The organism is Ruminococcus sp. 8Y-12, assembly GCF_058119865.1.
Map to the genome: position 1 here is coordinate 1,409,707 of NZ_CM176623.1, position 22,062 is coordinate 1,431,768.

13 protein-coding genes are annotated in these 22,062 nt (G+C 47.6%); 10 read left to right on the plus strand and 3 right to left on the minus strand.

Annotation, left to right across the window (positions count from 1 at the left end):
* Positions 1 to 12 precede the first annotated feature (12 nt).
* The 7 genes from ftsH (at position 13) to AC0THY_RS05190 (ending at position 10,364) form a co-directional block, all read left to right on the plus strand.
* Complete coding sequence (gene ftsH / locus AC0THY_RS05160; protein ID WP_489993392.1) at positions 13 to 1,830, plus strand: ATP-dependent zinc metalloprotease FtsH; 1,818 nt, start codon at positions 13 to 15, stop codon at positions 1,828 to 1,830.
* 433 nt (positions 1,831 to 2,263) lie between these two features.
* Positions 2,264 to 4,384 (plus strand): glycoside hydrolase family 13 protein, encoded by a 2,121-nt coding sequence (locus AC0THY_RS05165; protein ID WP_489993393.1) that lies wholly within the window; start codon positions 2,264 to 2,266, stop codon positions 4,382 to 4,384.
* A 362-nt stretch (positions 4,385 to 4,746) separates the two neighbouring features.
* Positions 4,747 to 7,122: an ABC transporter permease gene (locus AC0THY_RS05170; protein ID WP_489993394.1), complete on the plus strand. Its 2,376-nt coding sequence runs from the start codon at positions 4,747 to 4,749 to the stop codon at positions 7,120 to 7,122.
* Between the two features lie 11 nt (positions 7,123 to 7,133).
* A complete protein-coding gene (locus AC0THY_RS05175) occupies positions 7,134 to 7,904 on the plus strand; it encodes an ABC transporter ATP-binding protein (RefSeq protein WP_489993395.1) in 771 nt (256 codons plus the stop codon).
* 3 nt (positions 7,905 to 7,907) lie between these two features.
* A complete protein-coding gene (locus AC0THY_RS05180) occupies positions 7,908 to 8,588 on the plus strand; it encodes a response regulator transcription factor (protein WP_489993396.1) in 681 nt (226 codons plus the stop codon).
* On the plus strand, positions 8,575 to 9,849 hold the full coding sequence (locus AC0THY_RS05185; protein ID WP_489993397.1) for a sensor histidine kinase: 1,275 nt from the start codon (positions 8,575 to 8,577) through the stop codon (positions 9,847 to 9,849). The genes AC0THY_RS05180 and AC0THY_RS05185 overlap by 14 nt, the downstream gene beginning before the upstream one ends.
* A 164-nt stretch (positions 9,850 to 10,013) precedes the next feature.
* The gene (locus AC0THY_RS05190) at positions 10,014 to 10,364 is read left to right on the plus strand and encodes a transporter (RefSeq protein ID WP_489993398.1); all 351 of its coding nucleotides are present in this window, start codon (positions 10,014 to 10,016) and stop codon (positions 10,362 to 10,364) included.
* Positions 10,365 to 10,385: 21 nt separating this feature from the next.
* Here the strand turns inward: AC0THY_RS05190 and AC0THY_RS05195 are convergent, their stop codons facing one another.
* Positions 10,386 to 11,684 carry a sensor histidine kinase gene (locus AC0THY_RS05195; protein ID WP_489993399.1) on the minus strand — a complete coding sequence of 433 codons (1,299 nt, stop codon included), beginning with the start codon at positions 11,682 to 11,684 and terminating at the stop codon, positions 10,386 to 10,388.
* Complete coding sequence (locus AC0THY_RS05200) at positions 11,681 to 12,397, minus strand: LytR/AlgR family response regulator transcription factor (protein WP_489993400.1); 717 nt, start codon at positions 12,395 to 12,397, stop codon at positions 11,681 to 11,683. Before AC0THY_RS05200 ends, AC0THY_RS05195 begins: the two co-directional genes overlap by 4 nt.
* Positions 12,398 to 12,633: 236 nt before the next feature.
* Here AC0THY_RS05200 and AC0THY_RS05205 point away from each other — a divergent pair, with 236 nt between their 5' ends.
* Positions 12,634 to 16,449 (plus strand): glycoside hydrolase family 3 C-terminal domain-containing protein, encoded by a 3,816-nt coding sequence (locus AC0THY_RS05205; protein WP_489993401.1) that lies wholly within the window; start codon positions 12,634 to 12,636, stop codon positions 16,447 to 16,449.
* Positions 16,450 to 16,539: 90 nt separating this feature from the next.
* Here AC0THY_RS05205 and AC0THY_RS05210 read toward each other — a convergent pair whose 3' ends face one another.
* Positions 16,540 to 17,148: a TetR/AcrR family transcriptional regulator gene (locus AC0THY_RS05210; protein WP_489993402.1), complete on the minus strand. Its 609-nt coding sequence runs from the start codon at positions 17,146 to 17,148 to the stop codon at positions 16,540 to 16,542.
* A 182-nt stretch (positions 17,149 to 17,330) separates the two neighbouring features.
* On the opposite strand from AC0THY_RS05210, the gene AC0THY_RS05215 reads away from it, so the two are divergent.
* Positions 17,331 to 19,436 (plus strand): efflux RND transporter permease subunit, encoded by a 2,106-nt coding sequence (locus AC0THY_RS05215; RefSeq protein WP_489993403.1) that lies wholly within the window; start codon positions 17,331 to 17,333, stop codon positions 19,434 to 19,436.
* Positions 19,437 to 19,482: 46 nt separating this feature from the next.
* On the plus strand, positions 19,483 to 22,002 hold the full coding sequence (locus AC0THY_RS05220) for a coiled-coil domain-containing protein (RefSeq protein WP_489993404.1): 2,520 nt from the start codon (positions 19,483 to 19,485) through the stop codon (positions 22,000 to 22,002).
* The last annotated feature ends 60 nt before the right edge of the window (positions 22,003 to 22,062 follow it).

The following is a 22,062-nucleotide window of genomic DNA, read 5'->3' on the forward strand; positions in this document are numbered from 1 at the left end:
GGAGATATTCAATTGAACAATACTTCCAAAAGCCTGGGATTTTATATGATGATTGCACTGGCTGTTCTGATGCTCGTGTTTGTATTCAGAAACGGCTTTGCCACCCAGGAAACGTATACAAATCAACAGTTTGAGAGAGCTGTGGCGGGGAACGAGATAGCGCGGGTGGATATCCATCCCAACGCCCAGGTTCCCACCGGACAGCTTATTATCTACTTTAACGGAAGCCAGACTACAGAAAAGCTGAATGTGGCGGATGTAAAGCAGGTGCAGGAGGAGCTTGAGGCAAAGGATATACCGGTTTACATGTATGGCATTGAAAAAGAGAGTATTTTTGTGACTACAGTTCTGCCTATGCTACTCATCGGAGGACTTTTTTTGGTTCTCTTTATGTTTATGAACCGCCAGGCATCTGGCGGGAACAATAAAATGATGAATTTTGGAAAGAGCCGCGCCACAATTATTCTGCCTGACATCAGGAAAATCAGCTTTCAGGACGTGGCAGGTCTTCAGGAGGAGAAGGAGGAGCTTCAGGAAATTGTAGATTTCCTCAAGGAGCCTAAGAAGTACCTCCAGGTGGGGGCCAGAATCCCTAAGGGTGTTCTACTGGTAGGACCTCCCGGAACCGGAAAGACCCTGCTGGCAAAGGCCGTGGCCGGGGAGGCCGGGGTTCCCTTTTTCAGCATCTCCGGATCTGACTTTGTGGAGATGTTTGTGGGTGTGGGCGCTTCCCGTGTGAGAGACTTATTTGCCGAGGCCAAGAAAAACGCTCCTTGCATCATCTTCATTGATGAGATTGACGCTGTGGCCAGACGGCGCGGAACCGGAATGGGAGGCGGCCATGATGAGAGGGAGCAGACATTAAACCAACTGCTGGTAGAGATGGACGGATTTGGCTTTAACGAGGGCATCATAGTAATGGCGGCAACCAACCGCGTGGATATCCTGGACCCTGCAATCATGCGCCCCGGACGTTTTGACCGGAAGGTGGGTGTTGGAAGGCCGGATGTGAAGGGCAGGGAGGAGATCCTGCATGTGCACGCAAAAGGAAAACCCCTGGGAGATGATGTCAACCTGCAGGAGGTTGCCCAGACAACCGCCGGATTTACGGGAGCGGACCTTGAGAACCTTATGAATGAGGCTGCCATCTATGCGGCTAAGGAGGAGCGCAGTTATATTGTGCAAAAGGATATCACCCGCTCATTTGTAAAGGTGGGAATCGGCGCAGAGAAGCGCAGCAAGGTCATCTCCGATAAGGAAAAGCGGATTACAGCATACCACGAGGCCGGTCACGCCATTTTGTTCCATGTGCTTCCGGATGTGGGCCCTGTACACACCATATCCATTATCCCCACCGGGATGGGCGCAGCGGGGTATACCATGCCGCTGCCGGAAAAGGATGAGATGTTCAACACCAAGGGACAGATGCTTCAGAATATTATTGTAGGCTTTGGAGGCAGAGTCGCGGAGGAGCTGGTCATCGGCGATGTGACCACAGGAGCTTCGCAGGATATTAAACAGTCTACCGACATTGCCAGGGCCATGGTGACCCGGTACGGCATGTCTGAGAAGGTGGGCATGATCAACTATGGAAGTGACGAGGACGAGGTGTTTATCGGACGGGATCTGGCACACACAAGAGGCTATGGGGAGAACACCGCTGCTCTCATTGACGGTGAGGTAAAGCGAATCATAGACGAGTGCTACCAGAAGGCCATGGAACTCATTCAGGAAAATATTTCCGTGCTCCACAGCTGTGCAAAGCTGCTGATCGAGAAAGAAAAGATCGGAAGGGACGAATTTGAGTCACTTTTTGGTGAAACCGCATAAAGTTAAATATTTATGTTTGTGAAACTGTATAAAAACCGACCTTCATTTTTGTGAAGTTTGTGCACACTTATTCGAGAGGGAATGCTATAATAATCATCGTAAAACCCCCCCCAATACATTATATAGTTTTTGCTACACCCCATAAGAAGAAATACCTTCTCCAAAAAAGACAGCTGATCGTTGGCTGTCTTTTTTACTGCCCATATACCTGGGCTCCCGTATAATTTGTCGTATAGGAGCAATTTTGTTGACGATCATTGAATTTTTTTGTCTTCATCTTGTCTAATAAGCGGGAATGGTATAGAATATAACATAATAAAAGGTGATACAATATGAAACAATGAGAAGTTTTCTGATACGGAAATGGAATTTATGGATTGAATAGGTAAAAATTTCATAAGATATAAAAAAGAAGTATAGAAGGAGGCCCGATATGGATCTGAGAACGATGGATATTGATTACTTGCAAAAATCGGAGGCCTATGCGAGGAGAATGCGTCCGGTGTTTAAACCGAACGCTTTATTTAGCGATGAGACGTCAAACTATGTATCCCCAATGGAGCCAGAACCGGGAGATGAGCTGACCATACGGTTTCGGACAGCGCACAACAATGTTGACCATGTCTTTTGGATCAGCGGTGCAAAGCGTCTGCGCATGGACTTTGAGAAGGCGTCAGGGGACTTTGATTATTATAAGATTGTGATCCGGGCAGAGGAGGAGCTGATACGCTATTATTTTGAGATCCGCGCCGGGAGAATCCGCTGCTTTTACAATAAGAGAGGGGTCTCCAGAGATCTTCAGGATTACTATGCCTTTTCCATTGCGCCCGGTTTTCGGACGCCGGACTGGGCAAAGGGTGCTGTGATGTACCAGATTATGGTGGACCGCTTTTACAATGGGGACCCCTCCAATGACGTTGAGGACCGTGAATATTTTTATGTGGGAGACGGAGTGTCCAGAGTCCGGGACTGGGATAAGTGCCCTGCGTTTATGGGAGTCCGGGAATTTTACGGCGGAGATTTAAGGGGCGTGTTGGAGAAAATGGATTATCTCCAGGATTTGGGCGTTGATGTGCTTTATTTTAACCCTATTTTTGTTTCCCCCTCCAACCATAAGTATGATATTCAGGACTATGACTATGTGGACCCCCACTATGGAGTGATTGTGGAGGACGGAGGTGATGTCCTTCCCCAGGGATGTACAGACAATGCCCAGGCCAGCAAGTATATCCAAAGAGTGACAAATAAGAAGAATCTGGAGGCCAGCAATCAGCTGTTTATTAATCTGGTGGAGGAGGCTCACCGCAGAGGGATGAAAGTGATCCTGGACGGGGTCTTTAACCACTGTGGGTCCTTTAACAAATGGCTGGACCGGGAATGTATCTATGAGCAGCAGAAGGACTATGAGAAGGGGGCGTTTGTGTCATCAGACAGTCCCTACAGGAGTTTTTTCAAGTTCAACAATGAGCATGACTGGCCCTACAATCAATTTTATGACGGATGGTGGGGACACGACACTCTGCCAAAGCTGAACTATGAGAATTCCCCCAAGCTTTATGAGTATATCATGGACATTGCCAGGAAATGGGTCTCCCCTCCCTTTAATGCGGACGGCTGGAGACTGGATGTGGCTGCGGATCTGGGGTTTTGCAATGAATACAACCACAAGTTCTGGAAAGAATTCCGAAAGGTTGTAAAGGAAGCCAACCCCAATGCCATCATACTGGCAGAGCACTACGGCGATGCCGGGTCCTGGCTGCGGGGGGATGAGTGGGATACGGTGATGAACTATGACGCTTTTATGGAGCCTATGACCTGGTTTTTCACAGGCATGGAAAAACACAGTGACGAATACCGGGGAGATCTGCTTGGAAACCCTGAGAGCTTCATATCAGCCATGAGCCACCATATGTCCAACTTTCTGGCCCCGTCCCTGCAGGTTGCCATGAATGAGCTTTCCAACCATGACCACTCCAGGTTCCTGACCAGAACGAACCACAGAGTAGGGCGTGTGGACCGCCTGGGCTACGATGCCGCCTCCCAGGGTACTGACAAGGCAGTGATGCGGGAAGCTGTGGTAATGCAGATGACCTGGCCGGGAGCGCCCACCCTCTACTACGGGGATGAGGCAGGTGTGACCGGATTTACGGACCCGGATAATCGCAGAACCTATCCCTGGGGCAAGGAGGATCAGGAGATGATCCGATTCCACAAGGAGATGATCCGTATTCACAAAGAATTTCCGGTACTCACCCACGGATCTCTGAAGTTTCTGGACTCCCAGTGGAACTGTATCAGCTACGCCCGCTTCAGCGAGTGGGAGCAGGTGATAGTGGCCTTTAACAATAGTAAGGAACAGAAGGTAATGACGCTCAGTGTTTGGCAGGCAGGTGCCGGGAACGGCACAAGGCTTGTGCGTTTGATGATGACAGACGCAGGCGGATTTACCTTGGAGAAAGAGGAATATACTGTGGAGAACGGGAAGATTACACTGCATCTGGCGCCAACCTCAGCGGTGGTACTTCGCAGTGTCAATTTGGATACATTGGTATAAGGTGTGACGGTCAAGGTACTGAACAGTTACTTTAAGTTTTAGTATGCATGGTGTCGAGACAGGGGAGCGGTGGCAAGGCCACCCTCCCTTTGCTTATCCTATTTTCTTTTCTGATTTATCAGTTCTTCTGATTAATATTTCGTTAAACCCATTCTACCTCATCGAATAGGATGACATCCATTGCTTTTAGCTCAGCGGTGTCTTTCATTTGCTGTCTTTTTATAATACAATATCCGTTTTGGGTATTCAATGAGAATTATTACTGCCAGTATTATAAAATTTAGCAGCGGTGATTTAAGGACTTTTTAATAATTTATCCCCTATACTCTTCTTATCAAGCAGGAAAGGGAAGGAATATACTTATGTTACAGCGGATACTAAAAAAAGATATGAGGAGGAGAAAGAGTGTCAACATCATACTCTTTCTGTTTATCACCCTCGCCTCCATCTTTCTGTCAAGCAGTATGAACAATATCCTTGTAGTATTCTCAGCAGTAGACTACTATATGGACTATGCAAATCTGCCCGACATAACCTTTATTGCCACGGGCACTATGGAAAGGGAGAAGATTAGGGAGTGGATTGAAGAGGAAGCTCCGGGGGTAGAGGAGTATGACAATAACACAATAGTCACCCTCAATGAAAAGGGGATGTTCGTGGGTGAGGAGGGAGAGGAAGTCCCTTATATCACTGAGGGGGTTTCTGTGTACCTTGGCACTATGGATGCGGCTTACTGTAAGGTGTTTGGTGAGGATGGAAGGGAATTTACCCTGGAACCAGGGCAGGTTGCCGTAACCCAGGCTTCTGTCCAGAGAAACGGTATTAAACCGGGAGACCGGCTTACCATTGATAAGGGAGGAGTCTATAAGGAATTTACCGTCAAGCTGGCCACAAAAGATATGGCATTTGGCAATGATATGACAGGGATGGACCGTCTGATGGTGTGCCCTGAGGATTACGCTCTTTTTGCAGAAAATGAGAAGTCAGAGCTGCTGAGCATGTACTATGTGGACACTGAAAATGAGAAGGATTTTATCAGGGAAATGAACAATCAGGGATTCGCCACCCAGATGAATACCGTCACCCGCGGAACGTATTCCATGGTCTATTCCTTTGACATGATTATGGCCGCGCTGCTGATCCTGATTGGCATCTGCCTGATCCTGATTGCACTTCTGGTTCTGCGGTTTACCCTGGTGTTTACCATTGAGGAGGAGTACCGGGAGATCGGCATTATGAAGGCGGTTGGGCTGAGGGATTTTTCCATCAAGAAAATATACTTAATTAAGTACCTTTTTCTTGTGACAGCAGGCGCGCTGCTGGGGCTGGCCGCCAGCGTTCCGGTCAGCAGGGCAATGGTGGACGGTGTCAGCAAAAATATGGTTATGGAGGACACCAGTGCTAATCTTTGGGTGAATGTGATATGTACCCTGGCGATCATTTTGATTGTCCTGCTATTCTGCTATGGATGTACAAGAAAGCTGAACAGGATGTCAGCCATAGCGGCTATCCGGGGAGGACAGACTGGGGAGCGATTCGGACAGCATTCGGGAATACGCCTTCACAGGCGGAAGCGCATGCCAGTGGTGGTTTTTCTGGGACTCAATGATATGCTGAGCCATGTGAAACGGTATCTGGTCTTGATGATTACTTTCAGCATCAGTTTTATCTTGATTACCATTCCTTTGAACACACTCAATACAATGCAGAGCAAAGAGATGGCGGATAAATTCTGTATGGACCCGGACAGTGCTGTATATCTGAAGAAAATAGAGGCTGCCGGGGAGACGGCGTATAAGGATATAAAGACCCTGAAAAGGGGCATGGAGCGTATAGAGAGGGAGCTTGCGCAGATCGGCTATGATGCAGAACTCACCGCAGTACCCATATATTTTTTAAGATATGGGAATGAGGCGGGGAGCGGTAATATTATGACAGTTCAGATTGTGGGAGAAAATAACAAATTTCTCACGTATCAGGAGGGGGAGGCGCCTGTTCTGCCCAACGAGATCGCTTTTTCGAAAAAAATTATGGAGGACAATGGCTGGAGTATCGGTGATTCTGTGGAGACGAAAATAAACGGGGAAACCCAACACCTTGTCATTACCGGAACTTACGCGGACTATATGCAAATCGGAAGCAGTGCAAGGCTGAATCCGGCTCTGGACTGCAGCGGAGAGGTTATGTTTAACTATTGGAATATTATGGTGGATATGGAGACGGATAAGACCCAGAGTGAGTTGGCAGAGGAGTTCAATGTCCGCCTTCCGGATTATGAGTGGGTGGATGCGCAGTATTTGATTGATACGAATGTGGGAGGAATTCAGGAGTCCTTACAGGAGATGCTGCTTCCCATGACAGGAATGCTCTGTGCAGTAATCATGCTGATTACATTTCTTATGGAACGGCTTTTTATTGTAAGAGAGAAGGGTGAGATTGCTATGATGAAGAGCATTGGGTACAAAAACAGGGTCATCCGCATATGGCAGACGCTGCGCATGGTCTGGGTAGCAGTCATATCCATGATCGCCGCAATACCGATTTCATTGCTTACTAATCAATGGATTCTCAAACCTGTATTTGCCATCATGGGCGCTGAGGTGAGGATTCAGGTGGTGCCGTGGCAGGTGTACGGGCTGTATCCGGGCGTATTATTGCTGGGAATCGTGGCCGCTGCACTGCTGGCCACCGTTAACGTGAAAAAAATCAATATTCGGGAACTGAATAATCTGGAGTAGGAGGAAGTAAAATGGGAGCTTTGAAAGTATCGAATCTATGTAAAACATATATCATCAATAAAAGACAGAATAATGTTCTGAGAAATGTAAATTTGATCATTCACAATGGAGAGATGGTTGGTGTCATGGGGCCTTCAGGCTCCGGTAAAACCACACTCCTTTATACAGTAAGCGGTATGGACAACGCCACAGCGGGGAAGGTGGACTTTTTTGGGAGAGAGTTGACAGACCTGAAAACGAATGATATAAGCGATCTGCGTCTGGAGGAAATGGGATTTGTTTTCCAGCAGATGTATATGCTGAAAAATCTTACCGTCTATGATAATATTATCTTACCAGCCTATCAGACTGCTGCGGGCAAGACCAAGGAAGGGCGCAGAGAAATCAACGACAGGGCCAGGGAGCTGATGCAGAAACTGGGGATCAGCGAGATTGCACAAAACGATGTGAATGAGGTTTCGGGTGGACAGCTGCAGCGGGCCTGTATCTGCAGGAGTATGATCAATAAGCCCAAGATAATCTTTGCGGATGAGCCCACCGGTGCCCTGAACAAACAAAATTCCATTGAAGTGATGGAGGAGTTGAACCGCATAAACAGTGAGGGCACCAGCATTCTGCTGGTAACACATGACATGAAGGTAGCTGCTAAATGTGAGAGGGTTCTCTATATTGAGGATGGAGATATTCGCGCGGACATCTCTCTTGGGAAGCGGGAAAACGCCCAGGAGGACCGAGCGAGGGAACGGCTTTTGAATGAATGGCTGATTAAATTGGGATGGTAAAAGATGAAGGATATATTACTGGTGGAGGATAATGAGGAGCTGGCAGGACTGATACGTGACTTTTTAGAGCGGGATGGATATCAGGTTTGCCATGTTACATCCGGAAATGACGCGGTCAGATACTTGGAGGGGCAGCAGGTAAAGGTCCTGCTGCTGGACATTATGCTGCCCGGAATGGACGGCTTTGCTGTGTGCCGGGCCGTGAGGGAGAGATGGAATATGCCTATTTTGATCATGAGCGCCAGATCCGGCAGGGATAACCAACTTTGCGGGTATGAGCTGGGAGCAGATGACTATATGGAAAAACCTATAGATCCGGGGATTTTGGCTGCCAAATTAAAGGCACTGATTCAGAGGGCTTATGGAATACAAACCGAGTCAGAGATCCTGGTTTCAGGGGGAATTAGCGCCGACCTGCCATCCCGGCAGGTGTATCTGGACGGCAGGCCATTGGAGCTGAATGTAAAGGAATATGAGCTGCTTTTGCTGTTCCTGCGCAACCCGGGTAAAACCCTCCGAAAAGAATATATCTTTGGAAAGGTCTGGGGAGCTGACAGCTTCAGCGAAAACCAAACCCTGACCGTCCACATTAAGATGCTCAGAACAAAAGTAGAAGAAAACCCCAGGGACCCAAAGAGGATACAGACTGTCTGGGGGGTGGGGTACCGGTATGAGGAAGTATAACAGGCTGATTGCTGTTTCCGTAGTTATTTATCTTCTGGCTGCGTTGGCCGTAGGATACGGCACCCGTCTGAACAGGGGAGGGCAGGGAAAAGCCTATAAAGTGGAAATAAATCGATTATACAACAGCTTATCCCAGGGAATACCAGCGGATAAGCTGGATTTGCGCGCCTGCAAATACGTTCAGAGGGTGCATTTTCTACCTGCTTCGGCCCTTTATCAGGAGGAAACTGCTCTGGAATTTTACCGGGAGGGCAATGAGCTGAGGATAGAGATACGCCCCTTGTTTAAGGAAGGACAGCTGGATGGAATCCTGCGTTTTGACTACCGGGAGGAGGAGCCGGATCTGGACATGGGTGTTTTGATTACACAGGGCTGTCTGGGAGTCATGGAACTGCTTATTCTGGCAGTTTTATTCTATCTGAAGCGTCAACTAATCAGGCCCTTCCAGCAGTTGAGCAGGCTTCCCTATGAACTGGCACAGGGGCATTTGAAAGGAATTGTGCGGCAGGATAGGAGCAAATACTTTGGACAGTTTCTGTGGGGGATCGGACAGCTTAAGGATCAGCTGGATGTGACAAAGAAAAGAGAACTGGAGCTGGAAAAGGAAAAGAAAATACTTCTTTTGTCCTTATCACACGATATAAAGACACCCCTTAATACCATAAAGCTCTATGGAAAAGCTCTGGAAGAGGAGTTGTACAGAGAGGAAGAGAAGAAAAAACATGCAGCCTGCCAGATTTCGGAGAAGGCGGAGGAGATTGAACGGTATGTGGATGAAATTATGCACAATTCCAGGGAGGATATCCTGGATATTCAAGTGAAAGAGGGAGAGTTTTACCTGGATGATCTGATCAAGAGGGTTTTGGAATCCTACCGTGAAAAATGCAGTATGCGCATGGTATGTTTAGAGGTGGGATGCTATGAAAACCGGCTGCTGGCCGGCGACATAGACCGCGCCATGGAGGTATTTGAGAACCTCTTTGAAAACGCGTTTAAATATGGCGACGGGAAAAAAATTGTGGTCACTTTTTATGAGGAGGATTACCGGCAGCTGATCCGCGTGTTTAATACCGGAATTCCGGTATCAGATAATGAATTTAATCACATGTTCGAAAGCTTTTTCCGGGCAGGCAACAGTAAGGGAAAGCAGGGACATGGGCTTGGACTGTATATCTGCCGGGAGATTATGAGAAAAATGGGGGGAGAGATCTTTGCGGAGAAGGAGGAAAACGGAATGGCTTTTGTTTTGGTGATGAAGTGAGAATAATCGTTACTGTTCACTCAGGTATGAGCATGTACTGCGCAGACCGTGAAAATGATTCAGGGGGAGATAAATCTATACAGAACAGAAAAATTCCCTGATGCATTTGTGCAGAATGCCTGCTATAATAAGGTTATTCTCAAATACGTAAAAGGGAGGCGGATATGGAATTTCTGTATCGTATGTGTATTGCGCTGTCCACGGGATGCATCATCGGCTTTTTAGCTGGCGGTGTCAAATTGGCGTTGCACAAAAAAGAGTATCCTCAGAAGAAGATTGAATCTACAAAGAGATTGATGAGCAGGTTTGCAGCTACGCTAAAATATGTTACCTTCCTGCTTCTTGTTCTGGGATTTATCTGGTGCTGTTATTTCCTGGTTCTGGGGATCGCCCAGCCTGAGCAATCAGACTATGCCAACAACATGGCGGAGCTTATCGTAGCTGTCCTGACAGTGATATCCATTATCTTTGCTTTTGTGGAATTCCTGAGGCGTGCGGACAGCGACGGGGCCTGACAAGACTTTGCGGTGCCTGCTTTATAGTTCCAGCATTACGCTTGCCAGATACCAGCCGTCTGCTGTCTCAAAGGCGGAGATCCCATTATATCTTGTTACAATATCCTGCACAATCTGCAGACCCAGTCCATGATTATTAGGGCTGGGTTTTGTTGTCTTTCTGGAAACAGCGGACTCATATTGGTGCTCTTCGATCCGATTGCGAACGGTGAAGGAGAGGTACTTTTTAACCATCTTCATCTCCAGGATTATCTGGGGTTTCTCTACTTTCTGGGATGCTTCAAGTGCATTGTCCAATAGATTTACCATCAGAGAACATAGCAGGTGGTCCGGGATATTAAGCTGTTGGGGAACCAGTATCTTCATATCGAGTGGAATCTGAAGCTGGTGGGCAGTGGCATATTTGATGTTTATGACCTGGTTTACGATTTCGTTCCCTGTCTCTATCTGGTCATCCAAGCTATAGATATCCTTACAGAACGTGTAAAAGTATTCCTTTAGTTCCGGGTACTTTCCCTGGCTCATCAGCCGGTCCATACATGCGATATGATTTTTGAAATCATGCCGGAGGTGGCGGTATTCCGTTACTATGGTATTCAGTTCAGCCATATGCTGGTTATGGTAGGTTTGCTGCTGCTGCATGAGCTGGAGATGGATTCTCTGGCTGTATTCCGTAGTACTCTGCCAGATCATATAGTAGAGCAGAAGCTCAGTCAGGAGGGAAAAGAGCGCCACATAATGTATAACATCGCTGACAGCATCAAAGTGGTTTTTAAGCAGTGTCATGGAGGCAGAATTCAGGATAGGAGTCACAACCATAATCAGGTAGTAAGAATATGGATAAGAAGATCGAACATCGGGCCTGTAGTGAATTAAAATACAAGTGACAAGTATAAGCACTGCAGAGCCTGCAATATTACTGCCTATGCGTATGATATAGTAAGAGTGAAACAGGGCAGAAAGCAGAGAAAGTAAGAGGTCTGCAGGAAAACGGCACAGAGTGATCATGGACACAAAGGTCAGAGAGAGAAACAATTTGAATATTGGCTTTCCCTCACAGAATAGGAAACTGAATAAGCTGAACATGATAGCATGCAAAAGAAGGTAAAAGTAGTAGGAGTTTGCAAAACTTGCTGCGAGTACGAACTCCTCCCACAGGATCAGCCCAGTGTGGAAGAGAAAAAGCAGGGGGAGAAAAAAGCAGCGCCAACGAAACCTGCGGGGGCCCAGAGATTTGGACAGCATAAAAAGTCCAAGAAGGACCTCGGTCAGCAGGGAAAGTATTTTGGTAATCATAAAAAACGGTTCAGCTGTCATCATAGGGTAAGTCTCCTGAAGTTGGTTTTAATTTCTTCCAGGCGGTAACGGCTGACAGGAAGGGAATTCCCGTTATCCAAAATGATGCAGGAAGGTTGGATGCTTTTAATAAAACTGCAGTTTACCAGGTAGCTCTTATGTATGCGGATAAAGCCATGAGGAAGAAGCTGATTCTCAACATCGGATAGCTTAAAACGGATAGACTCTGTCTGTTGATTGTCCTTTAGAAAAAGCGTAACATATTTGTCAAGGCTATGGACATAGACAATGTCTGAGATCCGATAGCGGTACAGTGCAGTACGCGTTTCCAACAGAATAAAGTTGCTCTCTGATTCAGAGTGCAGATCCGTAATGATATCCTGAATACATCCCTCTATTCGGGAGGCGAATTCATTTTTGGGAATAAAGCGGAAGGGCTTGGTTTTCATGGAATCGTAGACACACTCTTCATGGATGGATATATAGACCAGATAGCAGTCGGCATCCAGTTCCCTGATTTTTTTCCCGAGATCCAAGCCATTGACCAGAGGCATATCAATATCCAGGAAGTAGATATCCCACCGCTCCTGGTCATAAAGCCGGGCCAGCAGCTTTCCGCTGTCCGTAAACATATCCAGCTCAATGTCTGTATCACTTTTCTGAAAAAGTTGTTCTATTTGTTCATAATAATAATTTGCAGTAACAAATTCATCGTCACATATAGCTGCTTTTAACAAAAAACCCCCTCCTTTTCTGTGCATAATATTTATATTTTATTATAGTCGAGTTTAAAAGTGATGTCAAATATTTGTGATTTGCGACTTTTGACCACTATTTGCGCCTATATCTGCCATACACGACATGGACATTGAAAGCCCAAAATCCGTATGTTAAGTTTAAACCAACAAAAAACGTTTTTTGAAAAGAGATAGAAGAGCTGTATAAGTATGTAAAAATGGAGGATATAAGTATTATGAAGAGAAAAACCAGATACCGCATCACCGCTATGGCTATGGCGGTGATCATGGCTTCGGCAGCGTTTGGGACAGGCAGTGCTGGAAGTATTGTGAATGCTGCAGGCATTCAGAAGGAAAACGTGAAATTTCCGGTTGCCTATACCTCAGATCTGGTTCAGCCAGAAGACAATGAAGAGGTTGTCAATGAAAAGGTGGAAGCGCTGGTCAAAACCATGACCACGGAGGAAAAGTACACTTTCTTGGGCGGAAGCGGTACCGGAGACGAGGGGAATGCAGGGGATCTGCCCGGTGTGCCTAGACTGGGGGTTCCAAGAATCAAAATGTATGACGGGCCTGCGGGGCTTCTCTTTACAGAGGAAACTACAAACGTGCCCCAGGAGCAGATGCTGGCAGCCACCTGGAATGAGGAGATGGCGAACCTATATGGTGAGGTATACAGCAGTGAGAGTAAGGCCATGGGAGGAACTTTCATGCTGAGCGCTGAGATGGATATCCAGAGGCATCCTTTCTGGAACCGGACCAAAGATCAGATGGGAGAGGATGCTTACTTACTGTCCAGCATGTCCGATGATATGGTAGAGGGAATGCAGTCAGAAGGCGGAATAGCGGTCCTCAAGCATTTTGCAGTGGCATCTGATGAAGGAGCGCTGATGAGTCAGGTGAATCAGACCGTAGATGAACAGACCCTCCATGAATTGTATCTTCCCGGATTTGAGACAGCGATAAAGGACGGCGGAGCATTGGGTGTAATGACCGCTTATAATAAGACAAATGGAGAGTACTCATCCGAGAGCCAGTATCTCCTCCAGGATGTCTTGAGAAATATGTGGGGATTTAATTACTTTACAATTACAGACTGGGGCGGAAACCATTCCTTTACCATTGATGACGGCACAGACATCGAAATGCCGAGTATGAGGAGTAACAGCCAGGAAAATGCTCAGAAATTGGTAGAGGACGGAACTTATACACAGCAAGAGATGGATGCAATGATTGACCAGTCCGTAAGCCGAATTCTGAAAGCCTATGGACGCTCCGGTTATCTGACACTGGTAGAGGTGGATGAGAACGGATATGCAAAAGAAGAAAAAGGAAGAACAGAAATCATTGATTTGGCAGCAGATAGTGAAGCACTGAAAGAGCTGTCTGACCAAAATAATGAGAAGGTACAGACCGTTGCGGAAGAGGGCGGCGTTCTGCTGAAAAATGAAGATGAGACACTGCCTCTAAATACAGACAATGGTAAAACAGTGGCTGTGATTGGAGTAAATGGAATGAATCTGATTTCAGGAGTTGGCGGTGAGCGTTCATATGGATCGATCAGTGCCATGGCAAGTCCTTATGAGGCCCTCGGTGATGTCTTAGGCAAGGAAAAGGTTGTGGGAGAGGTTTATGATGACAAGATTGGAACCATCATACCTACAGAACATCTGTATACAACAGCAGATGGAGCAGAGCATGGCGCAGTGAGAACCTATGGCACTGGCCAGAGTGAGGATCTTGGAGGAGACTACCAGGGACAATTTGTAAGCAACAGCGTACCTGAACAGAAGATGGGAGATCATCAGATCGGTGAATTCTGCTGCAAAGATGAAAGCATCGATTTTAACACAGGAACGGTTAATGGAGAGCCTAACAAAACTTATGTAAACGCGCAGGATGGAACAGCCTTTGACTACAGTGAGAGGCCGGCTTATACCTGGACAACCTATTTAGAGGCCCCCGAAGATGGGGAGTATACCGTGATATTCCAAAGCATTGGTGGAAAAGCTGCTATGGGCGTCTACTCAATTGCAGAGGACGGCACAGAAACTCAGATGGGTTCTGCATCAGGGGCATCCGTCAATCAGGGAACACAGTGGTATGGCAGCCTTATTCCGAGTGAAACAGGAGAAAACCTTTCATCCATTACCGTAAAAATGGAAAAGGGAAAACGTTATAAAGTGGGTATTGCCTCTGCAAATACATTGGACGGAAAAGATATGCAGGTAGGCCTTTCATGGGTAACTCCGAGCCAGAAACAGGCCAATATGGATAATGCAGTGAAAGCGGCAGAAGAAAACGATACGGTTGTTGTTTTTGCATACTCAGAGGCCGGTAATGTTGGTTCAACAAGAGAAACCACATCATTAAAATTAAACAGTAACCAACAGAAAATGATTCTGGATGTGGCAGAAGCTGCACATAAAAATGGCAATAAAGTGGTGGTAGTATTAAACAACTCCGCAGCAGTTGTCATGGAAGACTGGATAGATGAAGCGGATGCAATTCTTGAAATGTACTATCCCGGACAGCGCGGCGGCGTTGCCACAGCTAATTTGCTGACCGGTGAGGTAAACCCGAGCGGTAAGCTTGCATTTACGATTCCGAAAAAGAATACGGACACTCTGGTTACGTATTCCCAGGAAGCATTTGATAATTTTAAGGTGAAAGTAGAAGACGATAAAGAGGAACAAAACAATAGCGTACTTCTGGCCGACAATGATGGTGAGGGCGGCGGCGGCTTCCCCGGCGGCGGCGATTTCCCAGGCGGCGGTGATTTCCCAGGGGGCGGTGATTTCCCAGGGGGCGGCGGCTTCCCAGGCGGCGGCAACTATGAGATGAATTATAGCGAAGGCATCTACACCGGTTATCGCTGGTATGACAAAATGGAAGTGGAACCGCAGTATGATTTTGGCTACGGACTTTCCTATACAACCTTTGCATATGGAAATATGACCGTGGTTGAGAAGGCAGAAGAGGGTGAAAAGGTTGGTTACGATGTCAGCTTTACCGTTACCAATACCGGCGATGTGACAGGAAGTGAGGTTGCACAGGTCTACTTGGGCGAGGCCCAGGTGCCGGAGGGGGTTCAGACAGCCAAATATCAGCTGGCTGGCTATGAGAAGGTAAAGGATATGAAACCCGGCGAGACCAGAAATGTGACGATTCATGTATCCGAGCGTTCCCTGTCCTACTGGAACTCCAACCAGGAGGCACTGAACGTCAACAGTGACGGAACACAAGATAAGTGGACTGTGGCCGAAGGCTCCAGAGCAATTTATGTGGGCGCAGCATCCGACGATCTTTCGTTAAATACTACTGTAGAAGTAAAGGAAAAGGCAACCCAGGCAGATCTGGATAAGGCAACTGCAGAGGCGCAGGCAGCCAAAGAGAAGGCAGAGGCAGCTCAGAAGGAAGCGGAAAAAGCGCAGGCAGCGGCAAAAGAGGCTGAGGAAAAGGCCAAGGCGGCCAAGAAGGAAGCCGAGGCAGCCAAAGAGAAAGCCGAGGCTGCACAGAAAGAGGCCCAGGCAGCAGCAGAGGAAGCCAGAAAAATGGCGGCAGCTGAGCAGAAAAAAGCGGAGGAAGCCATCGCTAAGGCCCAGGCAGCCCAGGAAGCAGCCGACAAGGCCCAGGCAGCAGTGGAGGAACTGAAAAACAGCATAGGAAAACAGAAACCAGTTCCTGAAGTAGGAAAGACAGCAACCGTGGGCAGCCTGAAATATCAGGTTACCAAATCGAATGCAACCACCGGAACAGTAAAGGTGACAGGTTTAAAGACAAAATCAGTCAAGAGTGTTGTGATACCAAAGACAGTCAAGATAGGCGGTTACACATTTAAAGTGACAGCCATCGGGACCAATGCCTTTAAAAACTGTAAAAAGCTGAAAAAGGTGACTATAAAATCCACGGCCATAAAAACCGTAGGCAAGGGAGCATTTAAGAACATTTCGAAAAAAGCAACGATTAAGGTTCCGGCTTCCAAGTTCAGCTCCTATAAAAAGTTATTAAAGAAATCAGGTCTTGCATCAACGGTGAAAGTTAAGAAATAGTAAATTCAGAAAGTTATTTAGGAATAAATGAGTATGGAAAAAGATCCTTAACGGGACTGCCTGACTCAGGTATGCTAAGGCATACCTGAGTCAGGTTTCTTCTACCGTATGCCTCTTGATAATACTCCGGATATTTTCATACAGATAAGGCTTTATCTGAGTTAGGGACACAGGCTGGCTGTAGAGTATAGGGCTGTAGATACTTCCGCTCACCAGCTCGATGATCATATAGATCATAATCTCCGGCTGAGCCAAGGTGCGTCCGGACTCTGCTATGATCTGTTCGTAGATCTCATAGACATTGCGTCCGGTGTCGGAATCAGACTGATAGATCGCGTTCGTAAAGATTCCCCAGCTCAGGTGCTTGGAAATCAGGTTTAGGAGGGAGCGGTCCGCGTTTAGACAGTCTATAATGTAGTCCACCATGAAAATCACCTGATCCTCAAAGGCGGCAAAGGTCTGGGATTTCATGGACACATAGGCCTTTTGAAAGAGTTCATTGGCTTTGTGTGCAATCAGCTTATTGCGCAGATCGTACTTGTCTGCAAAATACAGGTAAAAGGTACCCTTGGCTACCCCTGCCTTTTCCACAATATCAGAGATAGATGTCTTCTGAATCCCCTTTGTAATAAACAGCTCAAAGGCAGTATTCAGCAGGGCATCTTTCTTTTTTTTCTTATTGTTTTCTAATTTATTCATAGGCTGCATCTCCTTTGTTCTCTTTATTATTGTACAAAAGTGACCAAAAGTCAATTGCTATTTTGCCCCAAATATAAAAGAATCATAAACTTCAAAAAAGACATTGACTAATAGTCATTTTTGGAGTATAACATTGTAAGAAACAAATGACCAATAGTCATTTTAAAAAGGAGAGGTAAGAAATGATAAAGGTAGGAAAGAAAATTGTAAAATTTCGCATTCCCATATTTATCATCAGCCTGTTGCTGCTCATACCGTCTGTGATCGGATATGTGAACACCAGGATTAACTATGACGTCTTGAGTTACCTTCCGGACCATCTGGAGACAGTTAAGGGACAGGACATTATGGTGGATGAATTTGGGATGGGGGCGTTCTCCATGGTAATCGTGGAAGATATGCAGCCCAAAGACGTAGTGAAGTTAAAGGAACAGATAGAACAGGTGGATCACGTGAAGGATGTGCTCTGGTATGACAGCTTTATGGATATCAGCGTGCCCATTGAGATGCTGCCTGATAACATAAGGGAGGCCTTCAACCAGGGGGATGCCACAATGATGATTGCCCTGTTTGATGACACCACCTCCGCTGATGCCACCATGCAGGCCATCAGCGATATGCGCTCACTGTGCAGACAGCAGTGCTTCATCAGCGGAATGTCTGGTGTGGTGACGGACATCAAGAACCTGTCCTTAAGAGAGATGCCCATCTATGTGGTGATCGCATCCCTGCTCTGCCTGCTGGTTCTGGCTCTAACCATGGAATCCTTGATTGTGCCGATTATTTTTCTATTCAGTATCGGTGTGGCGATTATCTACAACCTGGGGAGCAATATTTTTATGGGAGAGATCTCCTATCTGACGCAGGCCTTGACAGCGGTATTACAGCTGGGGGTTACCATGGACTACTCTATCTTTCTGTTAAACAGCTATGAGGAAAACAAGGTGAGGTTTGAGGGGGATAAGAAAAGGGCTATGGCCCACGCCATCTCCAATACCTTTAAGTCCGTGGCCGGAAGCTCCATCACCACAATCGCTGGTTTTGCAGCGCTCTGCTTTATGACCTTCACGCTGGGAAAAAACATCGGAATTGTCATGATCAAGGGGGTTGTGATTGGAGTGGTTTGTTGTGTGACACTGCTTCCGTCTCTGATCCTGATTTTTGACAAGGCAATTGAGAAGACAAAGCACAGAGCGTTTATCCCGAATCTGGATAAAATATCAGGCTTTATCACCCGGCATTACAAGGTCTGGATGCTGGTGTTTCTGGTTCTGCTGATTCCTGCCATGTATGGAAATAACCACGTGGAAGTATATTACAATATTGATCAGTCCCTGCCACAGGATCTGGAGAGTTCTATGGCGAATACAAAACTCAGCGACGAGTTCCATCTGAGTAATGTATATATGGTGCTTCTAGAGGATGGAGTTAGCTCCAAGGATAAGCAGGAGATGATGAAGCAGATTGAGGACGTGGACGGCGTTAAGTGGGCCATTGGAATGAGCTCAATGGTTGGAAGCGGGGTTCCGGAGGATATGCTGCCGGATGACCTAAAGAGCATGATTAAGAGTGACAACTATGAGGTAGAGTTCATTGCTTCCAATTATAAATCAGCTACCGATGAGGTGAATGACCAGATTGCAGAGGTGGACCGGATTGTGAAGAGCTACAGTCCAAAGTCCATGGTAATCGGGGAAGCGCCCCTTATGAAGGATCTGGCGGATGTGACGGATGTGGATCTGCGCAATGTAAATATAGTTTCCATTGCAGCCATCTTCCTGATCATAATGGTGGTATTTAAGTCCATCAGCATTCCGTTCATTTTAGTGGCTGTCATTGAGTTTGCAATCTTTGTAAACATGGCAATTCCCTTCTATGCGGGGACCACCCTTCCCTTTGTGGCCAGCATAGTGATCGGGACGATTCAGCTGGGAGCCACTGTGGACTACGCGATCCTGATGACCAGCAAGTACCAGAAGGCCAGAAGCAGAGGAAGCAGTAAGATGGAATCCATCAAGAGCGCCCACCGCTCATCCATGAAGTCCATTCTGATCAGCGGTGTCAGCTTCTTTGCCGCAACCTTTGGCGTGGGGCTGTACTCAGAGATTGACATGATCAGTTCCATCACCACTCTGCTATCAAGGGGAGCCATCATCAGCACTATCGTGGTTATCTGCATTCTGCCGGCAATGTTTATGGTCTTTGACAAGGTGATCTGCAAGACCTCCATTGGCTTTCTGCCCAGGAAAGAGAAAGCAGAAGACGGCAAACAGGCCGTGCAGGGCTGACGACATTTAGAAACGTTTCATTATCTGATTATGAGGAGGAAGCATCATGAATAAAAATAGAAGAGCAGTGAAAACAGCCGCCGCTTCCCTGGCGGTACTCATGGCAGGGAGCACCTGCTTTGGAAATATGGGATATGTGTACGCAGCAGGGGAAAATACAGAAAAAGAGGAGACAGTTTATGTCAAAGCGGACACAGACGGAAGCACAGACAAGGTGATTGTCAGCAACTGGCTGAAAAACCCGGATGGCAAGAGCCAGCTCATAGATCATGCGGACTTGACGGAGATTGAAAATGTCAAGGGAGACGAAAGCTTCACAAAAAATGGAAATCAGCTCACTTGGGAAGCTGGAGGGAAGGATATCTACTACCAGGGAGAAAGTAACAGGGAGCTTCCCGTAGAAGTGAAGGTGACCTACTATCTGGACGGCAGGGAGATTTTGGGCGAGGACCTGGCGGGGAAGAGCGGCAAGGTAAAGCTCCGGTTTGACTATGTAAACAAGTCCAAGGAGGGGGAGGTATACACACCGTTTACCATGGTGACTGGTGTGATATTGCCCACCGAACACTTTTCCAATGTGCAGGCGGAGAATGGCAAGGTGATCTCTGACGGCAGCAAAAATATAGTGGTGGGTATGGGATTTCCGGGACTGTCCGACAGTCTGAGGCTGTCGGACAGTGAACTCACGGAGGAGGTAGAGCTGCCGGATCACTTTGAGATAACAGCGGATGCCCAGGATTTTACGCTCTCCATGACAGCCACTGTAGCTGCTACGGGTGATTTGGAGCAGTTTGGATTTGATGAGGCCGACAGCTGGGATGATCTGAAGGACTCTATCGAGGAACTAAAGGATGCCTCCAGCGAACTGGTAGATGGGAGCGGTGAGCTGGCAGACGGTGTGAAGACACTGCAGGACGCCTGTGTGACACTGGTGGACGGCATGAATACTGTGGATGAGAAGATGGGAGAGCTATCCCAGGGGATCAGCACCCTGGATAGTAAAAAGGGAGAGCTGATCAATGGTTTGAATACCCTGGCAAAGGGAATAAGCACTCTGAACAGCAAGAAAGGGGAGCTCACAAAGGGCATGGATGCGCTGGCATCCGGAAGCAAGGAATTAAAAACAGGAAATAAGAAGCTGGAAACCGGAGTTATGCAGTATACTTCCGGTGTTGACCAGCTGGCAAGAGGAATCAGCCAGTATACGGCTGGGGCCAGCTCGCTGGAGGCCGGAATCAGCCAGTACACCGCCGGAGCGGACCAGCTGGCAAGCGGTGTTTGGCAGTACACTGCAGGCGGGGATGCCCTTGCCAAGGGAACTGCCGGTTATGTGGCCGGCACCGAATCGCTGGTAAATGGAATTCGTGAACTGGATGCCGGGATTGATGCGCAACGGAAGGCGCTGAGCGGGCAAGGCGGATCTGAAAAGAGCGGGGATGCCGTGGCCAAAGCGGGGGAGGCGAAAAGCGCGGCAGACCAGATGAAGGAGGCTATGAAGCTTGCGGACTCTACCATAAGCAGCCTGGAGACCTCCATTGCCCAGAACCAGGCAGTGCTGGACACACTTCTGGACGTACAGGGAAGACTGGGAGAGATTCCCAGTGACTTGATCTCTAAGGTCTCAGATACCTACAGCAGCTATGTGGGAGCCCTGGGGACCAGTATCTCCTATCTGCAGAATGACATAGCAATTCAACAGTCCTCCCTGAGCGCATGGAAAGACTTTAAAAATACAGCGGATTTGGATGGTTTGAGCAATACTCTGAATACGATTCAGAAGAGTACGAAATCAGGGGAGGACGTATCTGCAGCCTATGCAGCAGGTTACAGGGAAGGAGCATCTTCTGCCCTGGATAGCATTTCCGGGAGCGTGAAAACCATTCTAAAGGGAGCCAATCAGCTTACTGCCAATGATGATCAGCTCACTGCAGGCGCAAAGGCATTGCAAAACACTGCGCCCGCGCTCCAGGAAGGGGCCAAAAATCTGGCTGGCAAGAGCAGTACATTGAATGCGGGCATCCAGGAGCTGACCGGTAGCAATGGGCAGCTCACAGGAGGGGTAAAACAGCTCACAGATAAAAGTGCAGAGCTTAACAGCGGAGCAAAGCAGGCATCGGAGGGCGCAGCGGCCCTGGCTTCCGGGAGCGTCCAGCTTCAGACAGGGGTCACAGCTCTTGGCAAAGGAATCGGAGAACTGGCGGCCGGAAGCAGCAGGCTGACAAAGGGCGCTGGAACACTTAGCGATGGCATCGGTACTCTGGCTGCGGGAAGTGCACAGCTAAAGGAGGGAACCGCCACTTTGGCAGACGGAGGCAGTCAGTTAGGCAGCGGCGTGGAAGAGCTGTCAGACGGGGCCAATACCTTGAAGGATGGCATGAAGGAATTTGACGAGGACGGCATCCATAAGCTTACCGACCTGGTGGAGGTGGATGTTCAGGATATCCTGGACCGTCTGGATCAGGTGATGGATGCGGGCAAGGCGTACCATGCATTCACAGGGGACAATTCCAATGAAAACAGCAGCGTAAAATTCATCATTGAGACTGCGGGGATCAGTGAGGACTAAAGAGCTGGCATACTTTAAAAAGTGCGGGGAAAGCTTGGGGCTGCTCTGCACTTTTTTTAC